Below are 13762 nucleotides of genomic sequence, written 5' to 3' on the forward strand. Positions count from 1 at the left end.
GCCGCCTCGTGCGCCGGCTGCGGGGGATCATGCGCCGTACGCGGAAGGAGTACGAGGCGGGACACGACCGGCCGTTGGGCGGATACCTCATGGCCATGGCGGGCTTCGCGGCCTACACGGCGGCCTGGACGTCGGCGGTGCGGCGCGGCGGACGCCCGCTGCCCGAGCGGCCCCAGCCGTGGGACGTGGTCCTGACCTCGGTGGCGACGTTCCGGCTCAGCCGGCTGCTGAGCAAGGCGTCGGTGACCAGCCCGCTGCGGGCGCCCTTCACCCGGTACGTCGGCCCGCAGGGCCCCGGCGAACTGCACGAGGAGGCGCAGCCCGACCAGGGCAGGCACACCGTCGGCGAACTCACGACCTGCCCGTTCTGCATCAGCGTCTGGGTGGCCTCGACCCTGACCGCCGGCCAGCTGCTCTCGCCCCGTGCCACGCGCACGGCCATGGGCGCGCTCACCGCCCTGGCCGGGGCGGACGCGCTGCAACTGGCCTACGGCGCGCTGGTGAAGAAGACGACCGGCGACTGAACGCGGGCGTTCAGCGGCCGAACCGGCAGATCAGCGTGCTCACTCCGGCGGCACAGGCGAGAGCCGCGCAGGCCCCGGCCGCGTGGCGCCGGAGCAGGGCCTGCCGCAGGGTGGCGTAGCGGCTCTCGTACTCCTGCCGCAGCCGGCCGGCCCGCTCGACCGTGGTCAGCAGCATCCGGCGGGTGAGACGAACGCGTTGACGCACGTAGTGCCGGGAGAGTTCCTCGGCCTGGGCGGAGGTCAGCCAGGGCAGCCGGGCACAGAGGTCTTCGGCCTCGCGGCGGGCGTCGTCGTGGTGGAGGCGGGCCAGCAGATAGCCCTCGGCCTCGTCGGCCAGCGGATGGTGCCCGTCGTCGTGCGGCGCGGTGTGCCGGGCGTGTGTCATGGCCGTTCGCCCTTGTGCCCCTCGGCTTCGACGACATCTCGTTTGCCGGTGTTCTCCGCCTCGTCCAGCTGCGCCACGTGGGGGTGGTGCAGGTCGAAGGCCGGGGACTCGGAGCGGACCCGCGGCAGGGTGACGAAGTTGTGCCGCGGGGGCGGACACGACGTCGCCCACTCCAGGGAACGCCCGTACCCCCAGGGATCGTCGACCTGCACGCGCTTGCCCTCCTGGGCGGTCTTCCAGACGTTGTAGAGGAAGGGCAGGGTGGACAGGCCGAGGAGGAAGGCACCGATCGAGGAGACGGTGTTGAGCGTGGTGAAGCCGTCGGCTGCGAGATAGTCGGCGTAGCGGCGGGGCATGCCCTCGGCGCCCAGCCAGTGCTGCACCAGGAACGTGGTGTGGAAGCCGACGAACAGGGTCCAGAAGTGGATCTTCTCCAGGCGTTCGTCGAGCATGGTGCCGGTCATCTTCGGCCACCAGAAGCTGAATCCTCCGAACATCGCGAACACGATGGTGCCGAACAGCACGTAGTGGAAGTGGGCGACCACGAAGTAGCTGTCGGTGACGTGCCAGTCGAGCGGCGGGGAGCCGAGGATGACGCCGGTCAGACCGCCGAAGAGGAAGGTGACCAGGAAGCCGGCCGCCCACAGCATGGGCGGTTCGAACGACAGCGAGCCCTTCCACATCGTGCCGATCCAGTTGAAGAACTTCACGCCCGTCGGCACGGCGATGAGATAGGTCACGAAGGAGAAGAACGGCAGCAGCACCGCGCCGGTGGCGAACATGTGATGAGCCCACACGGTCACCGACAGCCCGCCGATGGCGATGGTGGCGCCGATCAGTCCGGTGTAGCCGAAGATCGGCTTGCGGGCGAAGACGGGGATGATCTCGGTGATCACGCCGAAGAACGGCAGCGCCAGGATGTAGACCTCGGGGTGGCCGAAGAACCAGAACAGGTGCTGCCAGAGAATCGCGCCGCCGTTCTCCGGGTTGAACACCTGCGCCCCGAAACGGCGGTCGGCCTCCAGTACCAGCAGCGCGGCGGCCAGCACCGGGAAGGCCAGGAGTACCAGCACCGAGGTGAGCAGCACGTTCCAGGTGAAGATCGGCATCCGGAACATGGTCATGCCCGGGGCGCGCATACAGATGATGGTGGTGATGAAGTTGACCGCTCCGAGGATGGTGCCGAACCCGGACAGCGCCAGGCCCATGATCCACAGGTCTCCGCCGACGTAGGAGGTGCGTTCCCCGCCGCTGAGCGGGGTGTAGGCGGTCCAGCCGAAGTCGGCGGCGCCCTGGGGGGTCAGCAGGCTGCTGAGCACGATGAGGCCGCCGAAGAGGAACAGCCAGTACGAGAACATGTTCAGCCGGGGGAAGGCCACGTCGGGTGAGCCGATCTGGAGCGGCATGACGGCGTTGGCGAACCCGGCGAAGGTGGGCGTGGCGAACAGCAGCAGCATGATCGTGCCGTGCATGGTGAACGCCTGGTTGTACTGCTCCTGGGACAGGATCTGCAGCCCCGGCCGGGCGAGTTCGGCCCGGATGGCCATCGCCAGCGCTCCGGCGATCAGGAAGAACCCGAACGACGTGATCAGGTACAGGTGGCCGATCTTCTTGTGATCGGTGGTCGTCAGCCAGGAGACGATCACCTGGCCCCTGCCGCGGCGCTCCGCCGCGGCAACTGGCGCAACCGGTTCAGTGTGTGTCGCCATCAGTTCCTCGATCGGCAGCAACGGTGCATGGATGGGTGAGCCGGGGTGTTTCCAGCCCGGAGGAAACTAGTGCCGCCGTTGCGCCATTACTGCGTGGGATCGAGCGCTGCTGGGCCGAACGGCTGAATGATCCATTCGTTCGGACTGCCGCCCGGCGTGGCTCCCCGGGTCCGCTCGCTGTGCGGCGGTGACCTGCCGGCCGCCGCCGCTCGCGGTCACCGGCTGACCGCATCTCCCGCGACCGTGACCGGGCAGGCCGCCCGGGAACCTGGACCACGGGCCGGCCCACGACTCGAAGGCCGAGGTGCCCCGATGACCGTTCTCGACGCCCGGGCGCTCAACCGCGCCACTCTCGCGCGGCAGTTGCTCCTGGACCGTTCCGGCCTGCCGGTGGTGGACGCCGTCGCGCACCTGTGCGGTCTGCAGGCACAGGAGCCGCAGGAGCCGTTCACCGGCCTCTGGTCCCGGCTGCGGGCGTTCGAACCGACGGTGCTGTCGGGACTGCTGACCGGGCGGCGCGTGGTGCGGGCCCACCTCATGCGCCGCACCGTCCACCTCGTCACCGCCGGCGATCTCGTGGCCTGGCGGGCCCGCCACGACGGCATGCCGCGCCGGCGGGTGCTCGCGACGTACCGGCGCGAGCTCGAACCGGTGGACCTCGGCGAACTCGCCGCGGCGGGCCGGGCCGTCATGGCCGACGGCGAGCCCCGCTCGATGGGCGACCTCGCCCGAGCCGTCGCCGGCCGCTGGCCGTCGGTGGGACACCGGCCACTGGGTGAGATGCTCGTCGCCGCCCTGCTCCCGATGGTTCAGCTGTCGCCGCGCGGACTCTGGCGTACGACGGCGGGCGCGCGCTACGCGCCGGTCTCCTCCTGGCTCGGGCGTGAGATCGACCCACCGGCCGCGGACGGTGCCGACCCCGTGGGGCAGGTGCTGCTACGGCGGTACCTGGCCGCGTTCGGCCCCGCCGCCCCGGCGGACCTGCGCGCCTGGAGCGGTCTGGCCGGCCTGCCTGCCGCGGTCGCCGCCCTGCGCGGGGAACTGGTCGCCTTCCGGGACGAACGCGGCAGGCACCTGCTGGGCCTCCCCGACGCGCCGCGCCCCGACCCCGACCACCCCGCCCCGGTGCGGTTCCTCCCGGCCTTCGACAACGCGGTCCTCGGCTACCACGACCGCAGCCGGATCATCGACGACGCCCACCGCGGGCTGTCGGTCCAAGGCGCACGCGTGGTCCTGGTCGACGGGCGCGTCGCCGCGACCTGGACCGTCGGGGGGGAGTCCGTGTCGGTCACGCCGCCGCGCCGCTTCTCGAAGGCCGACCGGACCGGCGTCGCCGAGGAGGGACAGCGGCTGGCATCCTTCCTCTCCGGCGGCGAGAGCGACCGGGTGCGGATCGCCGCGTCCCCCGTCTGACCCCGTGACCGGGCCGTCCCGGAATGCCGGCAGCACACCGGAAGGGTGCTGCCGGTGCTCACGGGTGAGTATCGGCCGGTGAGGAAGCCGGAGCCGGTGACCGTGCGCCGCCGGCGTCGCCCGTGCGGTCCGCTCGTACGGTGCGGCCGGGGCACGATCCCACCGGGCGGCCACCGCCGCACGGACGGGAACGTTCCCGCCCCGCGTGCGCTACCGGGAGGGTCCGGGAAACGGGGTCGCGGAGGGCAGGGGAGTGGCCGTCGGTGTCCTCACGGTCGCACCTTCCACCTGACGCACGGTGCCTTCCCCCGGCCCGCTTCCCGTGCCCCTACCGGCGGACAGCTGGGACCAGGCGCCCAGGGCCAGAGCCACGACGGTGGCGGTGGCGACGACATGCGCCACGCACCGGGCCCTGGCACCGCGGTCCATGTCCCGCCAGGCCACCCGGACCCAGGGTTCCTCCGGTTGCCACAGGTCCCCGACGGCGTGCGGGGGTTGGGGCTGCCGTCCCCGCGGCCCGCTCCCGGGCGGAGGGCTCCCTCGGGGCCTCGGCGCGTATGGCGGGCTCGCTGTCCGTGAGGAACCTCAGCCACACCGCGTCCGGGACGGGGGAAGCGCCGCCCGGCTCGTCGGGCGTTCCCCGTCCGCCGCCGGCTCCTTCGGTGGTCACGTCCCGACGTCCCCTCTCCGACCCTCGGCCTGATCAACACACAGCGCAGGATCAGTATGGCGCCGTGCGCGGCCATCCGGGCCCTTCCCCTGTGCGTGACCGCTGGCAGTGGGCGGACTGCACACAGTTCCAGGCGGTGCTGGCCGGGTTCTCCCGATCCCACTGGTCGGCACAGGTGATGCACTGGCCGATGCACGGGCGGGCTTCCCGAAAGACCGGTTTGGGGTCGAGTTCACCGCGGGCTTCGCGCTCTGCCCTCAGCCGTTCGTAGTGCTGGCGGCTCTCCTGGCTCCGGCGTCTACGAGCGGCCTGGCACTGTTCGCGCTCGGTGTTTGTGAGGTGTCCCCAGCACGCCGCCACGGGGTCGGGCATGCCGTCGTAGGGGGGCCAGTCCGCAGCGTCACGGCGACACGAACGATGATCACGGGTAAGGCGGCTACAGGACACGTGGGTCCTCCGAGCGTCACAGGTAGAACTACGTGGGCAGCGTTCCACACCAGAGCAGACGTTTCGTGGCCTTTACCGATCTGGCCTGCAGGGGTGGCCTCGGTGCCGTCCCGTACGGTGGCGGCATGTCCTCCGCCGACCCTCCTCCGCCGCGGGTCCGGGTCTCTTTGCCCGACGGGCAGGAACTGTTCGGCGCGCGTTGGAGTTCTTGATCGACCGGGAGGACATCGCAGGGCCGGTGAACCTGGCGGCTCCCCATCCCCTGCCGCAGCGCGCATTCATGCGCACCCTGCGCTCCGCGTGGGGTGTGCCGGTGGGTCTCACTGCGACCAAGTGGATGGCCGAGGTCGGCGCGTTCGCTCTGCGTTCCGACACCGAACTGCTGCTGAAGAGCCGCCGTGTCGTCCCGGGCCGACTGACCCAGGCAGGCTTTGACTTTCAGTACACACAGTGGCCGCAGGCCGCGGACGAGCTGGTGCGTCGAGTGCGCAAACGGGTCCGAGGCGGTTCCGCGGCACGCCGGTGAACGGATCCGGGACGGCGACAGCAACCAGCAGTGGCGCCTCGGTTGACACCGCCGCCCAGGACTGCTGGCCGCAGACGGCTGACGACATCCTCGACGCCCTTGCCTCATACCGCACATGAATGGACGACTCAGGACACTAGAACATCCCGTTGTCGTTCGCCGAAGTCGCCGGCACGTCCTGGATGACATCCCAGTGCTCGACGATCTTCCCGCCCCGCACCCGGAACAGATCCACGATCGCCTGCCCCCGCTCCTCCGGCGCGTTCACGTAGTGGCTGTGGACGGCGACCAGATCACCCTCGGCGATGACCCGCTTCGGCGTGACCGTCAGCTGCGGGAACTGCTTGAAGTACCCGCCCAGGCCCGCCTTCGCACCGTCCACGCCGTTCGGGATGTTCGGGTTGTGCTGCTCGTACTCGGGACTCCAGTACCGGTCGAGCGCCGACAGGTCCTTCTTCACCAACAACTCATCGAACGCGGTCGTCACCAGCTTCTTGTTGTACGCGGTGAGAAAGCCCGGCCCCGGCTGGTTCGTCCGCGGCCAACTCACCGTGGAGAACATGTCGTTGCCGTCGGCGGGCTTCTCCGGCACGTCCTGGCCGACGTCCCAGTGCTCGGCGATTTTCCCGCCCTGGAAGCGGAAGATGTCGAAGACGGCGGTGCCCCGCGCGCCCGGCGTCAGGACGACGTTCGAGTGCACCAGGACGAGGTCGCCCTCGGAGATCACCCGCTTGATGTCGTACTTGGCGTCGGGGAACTGCTGGTGCAGCGCGACGCCGAGGTTCTTCAGCGTCTCCGCGCCGTCCGGCGCTTGCGGGTTGTGCTGGATGTAGTCCGGCCGTACGAAACGGTCGACGACCGCGGTGTCCCCGCGCTCGAACACGCCCTTGAGGACACGGGCGGCGACATCCTTCTGGTAACCGAGGCGGGCGGAATCACCCTGGGCGCCGTGGCCGGCGTGGCCCGCCGAGGCGGCGCGCGGCGCCGCGAGGGCCGGAACGGCGGCGGCACCCAGGACGGCGGTGGAGGCGACGAAGGCTAAAAAGGCCCTGCGGACGGAGATGGTGGGGGGCATACGACACTCCGGGAATAGATATTGAAAGTTCAAGCTGACGCTTCCCAAAGGAAAGCACTAACCGCTAGTTAGCGTCAACCCCCTCGGACTCCCAAGTTCCCTCGCCTGAAGCGCACTCGACGCCGTTGGCTGGCGTCCTGAGTCCGACCAAGGCGACGAACCGCCCGACGATGTTGCCGGCCGTGCGCCAGGAGGTACGCATCAGGTGGGCCGTCGCGGTCTTGGAGCATTCGCCGGCCATCCAGGCGGTCTGCTGGTCGAAGGCGTGGGTGTGCCCGGCGCCGTGGCGGGCCCAGGGCACAGCGGCGGCTGTCACCCCGTGCTCGTGGCAGGCCACCCGGGGCGCCTCGGCCTCCAGGAACACCCGGATCACGCCGTGGTCCAGGTCGCGCCACCGGCGTCGGCCCCGGCCATGGTCGTACCGGGCGGCCGGACGGAGGCAGCTCCCGCACCGCTGCCGACGGCGGGCATCGGGCCGTACCGACACGACCACACACTGTTCGTTCTCATCGATCCGGACGCCCTCGACCGCGGTGTTCTCCACCGTCAGGGTCCGCTTCCATATCCTGAAGAGGGACACGCCGTTTTCCTGCTTGATCCAACGTGAGCCTGGAGAAGTCAAAGGATGGCAGGGGACGGCGTGTTTCCTGCACCAGGGCTGGTCAGGGCACCCACACATACGGCAGGAGAGCCGGTTTCAGCGTCAAGGAGCTCTCCCGCAGCGCAAGGTGGTGCGGCTGCCTGCACCGGATCGTCTCCGAGGCCACCACGGGCCACCTGCTCCGGGCGCATCGTGCGGTGCGCCCGGAACCGGTGGGCAGGAGGCGAACGCGGTGGGCCACGGTAACGCCTTGGATCAGTACCCGCGACCAACCGGGGAAGTTCATCTTCGCGAATTCTGCATCACATGGTTGACGGGCTGTCACCATCCCAACATTTCGTCACCGTCACCACCGGAACTTTGGCAGGGCCGTTTGCTGTACACACCCGACAGATCGTGCCGACCCCGCAAGGTGCTCCGCTTGGACGTCAGGCCGACGGCGAGACGGGCGGCTCTGGAGTCTGCCCGGAGCTGACGCCGGCCGTGATCGACGCGACGTAGCCGAGCTTCGGACGGCCCGGCCGGAGTGGCCGGACATTCATGGTGGTCTGCGCACCGCCCTGTTCGAGGTAGATGGAGTCCTCCTGGTTGGTGAGCCGCTCGGTGCCGGTGTGCCGCACATACGGCTCCAAGAGCGCGACTTCGCGGCTGATCTCCTCGGGGAAGTACAGCTGACCTGTGTGCACCTCTTGCCCGCCGACGTGCGCCGTGAGGTGGATATGGATCGTTCGCCCGTAGTACCAGCCCGGGTAGATGGTACGGAAGCTCACTTCACCGCGCCGGTTGGTGATCTGCAATCCTCTCAGGAACCTGGAGGGGTCGGTCGGCTCGACGTGCTCCGGGCTTGTGGCCGGGACGTCGGGACTGGTGTCAAGGTGCCCCGAATACCAGCCTCCCGCGTCGCAGTGCCAGATATCCACCTCTGCCCCGGCGAGGGGCGTGCAGTTGACGCCGTCCACGATGGTGATCCGCACCTCCAGGGGTATTCCCTGGCGATCCTCGATGATGTTCCGCCGGATCAGATCCTCATCGATGAAGTAGGGCCCTTCCATCGCCTCGGGGGTCAGGATGCAGGAGGGCTGCGCGAATGCCGCCGGTGTGCCGGACGCGGGAGCGGCCGCACTCGCCCTGGGCGAGGCGGCGGTCCCCAGCCCCAGACCGGTGGCGCCGATCCCCAGCGCCGCCAGGACTGTGCGGCGGCCCATGTTCCTGGTCGGCTCGTTGTGCGTGGCAGGCACGGCGGTGTCGTGGCCCGATGCCGGCTCGCCGGCCCCGTGAGCGTGCGAGGACGCGTTGTCGGAAGTCATGGGTGCAGCGTAGGAAGGTTCACTGGACTGGCCGTGCCGACCGGACCGGAAGTCCTTGAGGTCTCAAGCTGTTGGATTGGGCCACTCGGCCGGGCCCCAGACGAACGGGCCCTTGCCCTGCCTGCGCCGCCATGCCCGCAGCGCCATGTCGATGGAGGCCATGGCCTGCGGCGCCGCTGGTCGGGGACCGTGCAGGTCCACCAAGGCGCACGTGTCCTGCAGCACCTGTAACCAGACTTCATGGGTCGGCGTCAGGTGCACGTGCAGTCGGGGCTGTTCGAAGTGCCAACGATGCAGCGCCAGCAAGGTGGCAGGGTTGCCCGCGTAGCAGATCAGGTGCAGATCGGTGTTCGTCGGCCTCGTCGTCGACAGTCGGTGCAGAAACGCCGGGAATCCGGGAGTCGAGCGGCCACCGGACGACGGCTTTCGACCGGCCACGGCGGCGAGGGCGTCGAGGGCGGTCGAAAGACGTCCGGCTCCGCTGTCCGGGTCGGCAGACGGTTTCACCGGACGGTTCTCCGAAAGGATGGGGGCAAAGCTGAACGGGGCCATCGGGTTCATGGAGCTCCAGAACGCGAGGACGCAGAGTGTCTCGTTCACATAGATCGCCCTCACCGTGATGGGTGGCGGGCCGCTGCCTGTGGCGTCATTAGCCGTAGGTGCAGCCGACCGGGCTCCTGCACCCGGCGTGATTCCATGGGCGCGCCAGATCCGTGCCACAGTGGAGGCCGAGACCCCGACCCGCTGAGCAAGCGTCCGTTTGGACCAGTTCCTGCCCACCGGTGGCGGCTCGTGACGGGTTATGCGGAGCACCTCGGCGATCGTCGCGTCCTCGATCCGGCGTGGCGCCCCCGGTCTGGGGCGGTCCCGCAGGCCCGCCGGCCCCTCCGCCACATACCGCCTGGCCCACTTGTCCACCGTCTGAACGGAGACTTCGTACCTGCGAGCGACCTCGGCCCGCGCCATCCCGTCCGCCAAGGCCAACACGATATGGCAGCGCACCACTTGCGCCTGTGGCGTCAATGCCCCGTTGGCCTGTCGGATCAGTTGGGCGCGCTGCGCCGCAGTGAGTTCGAACGTGAGGCCGGATGTCATCGATGTCACTCACGCTATACTAAGAGACTTCTGGTCCACCTTTCTCAGCGGCAGCCCGGCGATGTTCGGCGAACAGCGGGCGCCACAAGCCACGGTGATCAGTCGACCACCGTGGTGCGTGCCAAGGACGCTTTGAACCGCCCCGGGACTCTGCTGCTCAATTCGGCTGAGCAGCAGAGACCGACTGGGGAGGCCGCAACCACCGCCGCGTTGTCGCAGGTCGCGGTTCCCTCACCGGAGCCGCCTCGGAATTGAGCAGCAGAGTCCGGGTGCGGGCTACTGGGTGAGCTGGTCCAAGAGCCAGGGGATGACGGTCCGGACGGTGCCGGAGACGGCACCCTGCAGAACGGCACAGGCCACGGCCAGGCGCTCGCGGCGTGTCAGGCGTGTGCGGGGCATGGGGTCTCCAAGGGATGACGGTGGGCGGGTGGGCAGCCGGCCGGCTCGCTGTCCACGCTGAGGCCCCCGCAGAGATCGACTCCCAGTTGCGACGAACCATCCACTGATGCAGACAATGGTGCTGTTCAGGGCCACGCCGGGACTCCGGGGTCGGAGGAAGGTGGTGCGATGAATGGCGACGAGAAGGGCAGTCCGGCAGGGCAGAAGCGGCCGCGGGTGCTGGGGCGGGCGCGGGTGGGATGGCCGCGTGCGCTGCGAGAGCTGAAGGACCTGCTGTACGAGGTGTACCTGGCGGCGGGCGCCCCCAGCCTGGATGAGATCGCCGAGGACATCGACAGCGCCGATACCGAAGACCGCGAGGTTCCGGGGGCGCCGAGCCGGGATACCGTGCGCCGCGTCATCAGCGCCCCGCCTCTGCCGCCCAGCCAGGCCGATGTGGTTACCGTTGCCGTGGTGCTGGCCCGCCGGGCCGCGTGGGATGCGCAGGATCTGGCCGGGCGGGTGCGCGGTCTGTGGGTGGCGGCCCGGATGGCCCAGGGCGTGGGGCGGCCGCTCGACGAGTTTGACGACAAGCTCGTCCTGGCCGATCTGGAGGTCCACCCGGCTCTTGACACCGGTGACGCCCGCGACCGGTTCGGGGCCCTGCCCGCCTACGTCCGGCGCGAGCACGACACGCGTCTGGAGGCGGTGGTCACCGCTGCGGAGGAAGGGCTCAGCGGGATCGCGGTCCTGGTCGGGGGTTCGTCCACGGGCAAGACACGCGCCTTGTGGGAGGCGGCCCGGCGGCTGCCTGCCTCCTGGCGGCTGTGGCATCCCTTCAGCCCCACCCGCCCGGATGCGGCCCTAGGACTTGTCCGGCCGATCATGTGACTGCCCCGTGTCTGCCTCGTTGTTATGGGCATGGGGCGGGGCGATCTGACGGATGCCGAGTGGGAACGGCTGCGACCGTTTTTGCCGGTGAGCAATGGACGTTGTGGCAGATGGCGGGATCACCGGCAGGTGGTCGACGGGATCCTGCACCGGGTGCGGACCGGTGTGCAGTGGCGGGATCTGCCAGAGCGGTTCGGGCCGTGGAAGACGGTCTATGAACGCCATCGGCTGTGGTCGGCCGACGGCACCTGGGAGCGTCTGCTGCAGCAGATCCAGGCCGTCGCTGACACCGCGGGCGAGATCGACTGGGACATCGCGGTGGACTCCACCATCGTGCGGGCTCACCAGCATGCGGCCGGCGCCCGGACCGACCCGCCGCCGGCCCCTGCCTCAAAGGGGGGCCGAACCAGCAGAACACCAGGGCGAAACGCCATGGCAGAGCCTGCTCGCCCGCCTGGTGGAGGTGGTGCAGGAGGTGGGGGCCTGGGCCGCTCGCGGGGTGGGTTCACCAGCAAGCTCCACCTGAGTGCTGACGGCCGCTGCCGCCCGCTGTCCCTCGTCATCACCGGCGGGCAGTGGGCGGACTGCACACAGTTCCAGGCGGTGCTGGCCAAGATTCGCGTCCCGCGGTCCGGTCCGGGCAGGCCGCGCACGAAACCCGACAGCCTCGCAGCCGATAAGGCCTACAGCAACGGGCCATGCCGCGAATACCTGCGGCGTCGGGGCATCCGGCACACCATTCCGGAGAAGACCGACAGTCAGGCCGCCCGCCTGCGCAAGGGCTCACGCGGCGGACGGCCACCCAGCTTCGACGACGAGCGGTACAAGAAACGCAACACCGTCGAACGAGCGATCAACAAGCTCAAACAGCCCCGGGCCGTGGCCACTCGCTACGACAAACGCGGCTACGTCTACCTCGGCACCGCCACCGCAGCAGCCCTGGTCATCTGGCTCCGCACATGATCGCCCGGACAAGTCCTAGGCGCGGTCACCCTTCGGCTTGCCCCGCTGGTCGGGCGTGCCGTGCGGCGGCGGGCTGAACGGCTGCGGGGACGTCGCGGGCGACACCGGAGAGCCGCCGTGCCCCTCGCCCGTCTCGGGACGCAGTGCGCCGGGATCACCCGAGGAAGGCTCCGCCCCTGCGCGCAACTGCTCCAGCCGCGACCCCAGCAGCTCGGTGACCGGCAGCCGGTCGGCGTGTGACCGTTCGTACGCCAGCAACTCCTCGACCTCATCCGCCGACAGCGACCGCACACGGCTCTCCAGGCCGCCGATCGGCAGATGGTCGTAGTCCGGCAGCGGCAGGGTCTGGCGGGCGGGATCGGCCATGATTCTCACTTCCCTGTGTACGACGTGTTGTACGACGTGTACGACGAATTACGTGCGACGTGGGGTACGGAGCGGGGTGCCGCGAGGAGCGGAGATCAGCCGCCGCCCGGGCCGCCGCTGCCGAAGGAGCCACTGCTGCCCTCGTTCCAGCGGGGACGCTCCTGGTTCGCGCTCGTCCGGTCGGCCTGGTTGCCGTGCGTCTTCAGCTCGTGCGGCGTCAGACGCCCGCGGCCCTGCGGCACCTCGTCGGGCTCCCTCTGCTCCCTGGTCTCCCGGACCGGGCCCCCTTCGGGCAGCCTGGGCTGCTCCTCGGGACGCGGCGGGCGCCTGCGCTTGAGCCGGATCCCCAGGATGAAGGCACCCAGCAGCAGGGCCACGACCGCCAGACCCGTCACGACGAACCCGAAGCCGGGGGCGTCCCCGCCCGCGGCCATCTCCATCCATGCGGTATTCATGGCCCGCGGGTACCCCGGGTCCGCGCCATGAACCGGCTACCTCGACCCCGAGGCCCGTGCCGACCGGGTCTTCGACCGGTTCTCCTTGCGGACGGCGTCCAGCAGCTCGGACTTCGACATCCGCGAGCGCCCCTCGACGCCCAGCCGCTTCGCGACGTCGTAGAGGTGGTGCTTCGAGGCCTGCTCGTCGACGCCCTCGCCGCTGCGGCCGCCCTGCTGCCGGGGCCGGGCCGACCGTGGGTCCGAGGGGGCCTTGCGGCCGCCCTCCTTGCGCTCCCAGTGGTCGCCGACCTTCTCGTGCGTGTGCTTCAGCGCGCCGAAGGCCGTGCGGTGCGCGCGCTCGCCCTCGCCGTACTGCTCCACGGCCGAGTCGTGCGCCTTGATCCAGGTGCGCTGCGCCTCCTCGGAGGACCGCTCCAGGGTCGACGGAAGCTCCTGTCGCCCGGGCATGTGACTCACCTCCGTACGTGGTCGTTCCGGGATCGCCCGGGTGCCCGGCGTGCGGTCCGGAAAACCGGACGGAACCCTTGGGAGCACCGGGTTTGACCGGCATCGGCGGGGCTACCCGCGCGGTGTGACTTCGACGACATCCCAGCAGGAGCTGTTCCGGTTCCTCGAGGACCGCTTCGCTTGCGCTCAGGCCTGCACCGAGTGCGCACGGGCGTGCGCGCTGCGCGCGAGCCTCGTGGATCCCGACGGCACCGAGAACCAGGAACTCGTACGACGCAAGGGCATCATGTGCGCGGAGGTGTGCGACGCGACCTGCCGTGTGCTGTCCGAGCAGAACCAGGTGGACGAGGGCAGCATCCGTGTGCAGGTGGAGTGGTGCCGGACCGTGTGCCTGGAGGCGGCGCACGTCTTCGACCGGCAGCCGGGGGCGGAGGACTCGGCGGCGATGTGCCGTGCGTGCGCGCGGGCGTGCACGGACTTCCTCGCCACGCTGAACTGAACACATGA

Annotated in this window: 15 protein-coding genes and 1 pseudogene; 6 read left to right on the forward strand and 10 right to left on the reverse strand. The window is 70.0% G+C overall.

Annotated elements, in window-relative coordinates; all coding sequences use genetic code 11:
• The first annotated feature begins 29 nt into the window (after positions 1-29).
• Entirely contained in the window at positions 30-524 is a 495-nt protein-coding gene (locus tag IE212_RS22490) for a DUF1360 domain-containing protein (protein WP_190199892.1), read from the forward strand.
• Between the two features lie 10 nt (positions 525-534).
• Here IE212_RS22490 and IE212_RS22495 read toward each other — a convergent pair whose 3' ends face one another.
• Together IE212_RS22495 and ctaD are read right to left on the reverse strand one after the other, a co-directional pair.
• Positions 535-909, reverse strand: coding sequence for a hypothetical protein (locus tag IE212_RS22495; protein WP_190199712.1), 375 nt, complete (start codon positions 907-909; stop codon positions 535-537).
• Complete coding sequence (gene ctaD, locus IE212_RS22500; protein ID WP_190199713.1) at positions 906-2618, reverse strand: aa3-type cytochrome oxidase subunit I; 1713 nt, start codon at positions 2616-2618, stop codon at positions 906-908. Before ctaD ends, IE212_RS22495 begins: the two co-directional genes overlap by 4 nt.
• 312 nt (positions 2619-2930) lie before the next feature.
• On the opposite strand from ctaD, the gene IE212_RS22505 reads away from it, so the two are divergent.
• Positions 2931-4031 (forward strand): winged helix DNA-binding domain-containing protein, encoded by a 1101-nt coding sequence (locus tag IE212_RS22505; protein WP_190199714.1) that lies wholly within the window; start codon positions 2931-2933, stop codon positions 4029-4031.
• A 1310-nt stretch (positions 4032-5341) separates the two neighbouring features.
• A pseudogene (locus IE212_RS22510) lies at positions 5342-5674 on the forward strand (DUF1731 domain-containing protein); the annotation flags it as partial.
• A gap of 136 nt (positions 5675-5810) precedes the next feature.
• On the opposite strand, the gene IE212_RS22515 reads toward IE212_RS22510, so the two are convergent.
• From IE212_RS22515 to IE212_RS35440, 5 genes are all read right to left on the reverse strand, one after another.
• The gene (locus tag IE212_RS22515) at positions 5811-6749 is read right to left on the reverse strand and encodes a nuclear transport factor 2 family protein (RefSeq protein WP_190199715.1); all 939 of its coding nucleotides are present in this window, start codon (positions 6747-6749) and stop codon (positions 5811-5813) included.
• Positions 6750-6813: 64 nt separating this feature from the next.
• On the reverse strand, positions 6814-7329 hold the full coding sequence (locus IE212_RS35650; protein ID WP_190199716.1) for a helix-turn-helix domain-containing protein: 516 nt from the start codon (positions 7327-7329) through the stop codon (positions 6814-6816).
• Between the two features lie 449 nt (positions 7330-7778).
• Positions 7779-8657 carry an intradiol ring-cleavage dioxygenase gene (locus tag IE212_RS22525; protein ID WP_190199717.1) on the reverse strand — a complete coding sequence of 293 codons (879 nt, stop codon included), beginning with the start codon at positions 8655-8657 and terminating at the stop codon, positions 7779-7781.
• Between the two features lie 63 nt (positions 8658-8720).
• A complete protein-coding gene (locus tag IE212_RS22530) occupies positions 8721-9752 on the reverse strand; it encodes a helix-turn-helix domain-containing protein (RefSeq protein WP_229864531.1) in 1032 nt (343 codons plus the stop codon).
• Between the two features lie 276 nt (positions 9753-10028).
• A complete protein-coding gene (locus IE212_RS35440; protein WP_268250774.1) occupies positions 10029-10151 on the reverse strand; it encodes a hypothetical protein in 123 nt (40 codons plus the stop codon).
• Between the two features lie 168 nt (positions 10152-10319).
• Between IE212_RS35440 and IE212_RS22535 the strand changes: the two genes are divergently transcribed.
• Positions 10320-11021: a hypothetical protein gene (locus IE212_RS22535; protein ID WP_190199719.1), complete on the forward strand. Its 702-nt coding sequence runs from the start codon at positions 10320-10322 to the stop codon at positions 11019-11021.
• A 30-nt stretch (positions 11022-11051) separates the two neighbouring features.
• Entirely contained in the window at positions 11052-11984 is a 933-nt protein-coding gene (locus IE212_RS22540) for an IS5 family transposase (RefSeq protein WP_190199893.1), read from the forward strand.
• A gap of 15 nt (positions 11985-11999) precedes the next feature.
• On the opposite strand, the gene IE212_RS22545 is transcribed toward IE212_RS22540, so the two are convergent.
• The 3 genes from IE212_RS22545 to IE212_RS22555 all read right to left on the reverse strand — a co-directional run bounded on the left by IE212_RS22545 (position 12000) and on the right by IE212_RS22555 (position 13255).
• Positions 12000-12350 carry a DUF8129 domain-containing protein gene (locus tag IE212_RS22545; RefSeq protein WP_190199720.1) on the reverse strand — a complete coding sequence of 117 codons (351 nt, stop codon included), beginning with the start codon at positions 12348-12350 and terminating at the stop codon, positions 12000-12002.
• A gap of 95 nt (positions 12351-12445) precedes the next feature.
• A complete protein-coding gene (locus tag IE212_RS22550) occupies positions 12446-12805 on the reverse strand; it encodes a DUF6479 family protein (protein ID WP_190199721.1) in 360 nt (119 codons plus the stop codon).
• Between the two features lie 36 nt (positions 12806-12841).
• Positions 12842-13255, reverse strand: coding sequence for a ChaB family protein (locus IE212_RS22555; protein ID WP_190199722.1), 414 nt, complete (start codon positions 13253-13255; stop codon positions 12842-12844).
• Positions 13256-13379: 124 nt separating this feature from the next.
• Here IE212_RS22555 and IE212_RS22560 point away from each other — a divergent pair, with 124 nt between their 5' ends.
• A complete protein-coding gene (locus tag IE212_RS22560) occupies positions 13380-13754 on the forward strand; it encodes a four-helix bundle copper-binding protein (RefSeq protein WP_190199723.1) in 375 nt (124 codons plus the stop codon).
• Positions 13755-13762: the final 8 nt, after the last annotated feature.

It is taken from the genome of Streptomyces djakartensis, from assembly GCF_014651075.1.
Classification (GTDB): domain Bacteria; phylum Actinomycetota; class Actinomycetes; order Streptomycetales; family Streptomycetaceae; genus Streptomyces; species Streptomyces djakartensis.

What these genes read in the sequence shown, in the direction of transcription:
- IE212_RS22490 (WP_190199892.1), top strand. Translation starts at nt 30, where the DNA reads ATGCGCCGTACGCGGAAGGAGTACGAGGCGGGACACGACCGGCCGTTG.
- IE212_RS22495 (WP_190199712.1), bottom strand. Translation starts at nt 909, where the DNA reads ATGACACACGCCCGGCACACCGCGCCGCACGACGACGGGCACCATCCG.
- ctaD (WP_190199713.1), bottom strand. Translation starts at nt 2,618, where the DNA reads ATGGCGACACACACTGAACCGGTTGCGCCAGTTGCCGCGGCGGAGCGC.
- IE212_RS22505 (WP_190199714.1), top strand. Translation starts at nt 2,931, where the DNA reads ATGACCGTTCTCGACGCCCGGGCGCTCAACCGCGCCACTCTCGCGCGG.
- IE212_RS22515 (WP_190199715.1), bottom strand. Translation starts at nt 6,749, where the DNA reads ATGCCCCCCACCATCTCCGTCCGCAGGGCCTTTTTAGCCTTCGTCGCC.
- IE212_RS22525 (WP_190199717.1), bottom strand. Translation starts at nt 8,657, where the DNA reads ATGACTTCCGACAACGCGTCCTCGCACGCTCACGGGGCCGGCGAGCCG.
- IE212_RS22530 (WP_229864531.1), bottom strand. Translation starts at nt 9,752, where the DNA reads ATGACATCCGGCCTCACGTTCGAACTCACTGCGGCGCAGCGCGCCCAA.
- IE212_RS35440 (WP_268250774.1), bottom strand. Translation starts at nt 10,151, where the DNA reads ATGCCCCGCACACGCCTGACACGCCGCGAGCGCCTGGCCGTGGCCTGT.
- IE212_RS22535 (WP_190199719.1), top strand. Translation starts at nt 10,320, where the DNA reads ATGAATGGCGACGAGAAGGGCAGTCCGGCAGGGCAGAAGCGGCCGCGG.
- IE212_RS22540 (WP_190199893.1), top strand. Translation starts at nt 11,052, where the DNA reads ATGGGGCGGGGCGATCTGACGGATGCCGAGTGGGAACGGCTGCGACCG.
- IE212_RS22545 (WP_190199720.1), bottom strand. Translation starts at nt 12,350, where the DNA reads ATGGCCGATCCCGCCCGCCAGACCCTGCCGCTGCCGGACTACGACCAT.
- IE212_RS22550 (WP_190199721.1), bottom strand. Translation starts at nt 12,805, where the DNA reads ATGAATACCGCATGGATGGAGATGGCCGCGGGCGGGGACGCCCCCGGC.
- IE212_RS22555 (WP_190199722.1), bottom strand. Translation starts at nt 13,255, where the DNA reads ATGCCCGGGCGACAGGAGCTTCCGTCGACCCTGGAGCGGTCCTCCGAG.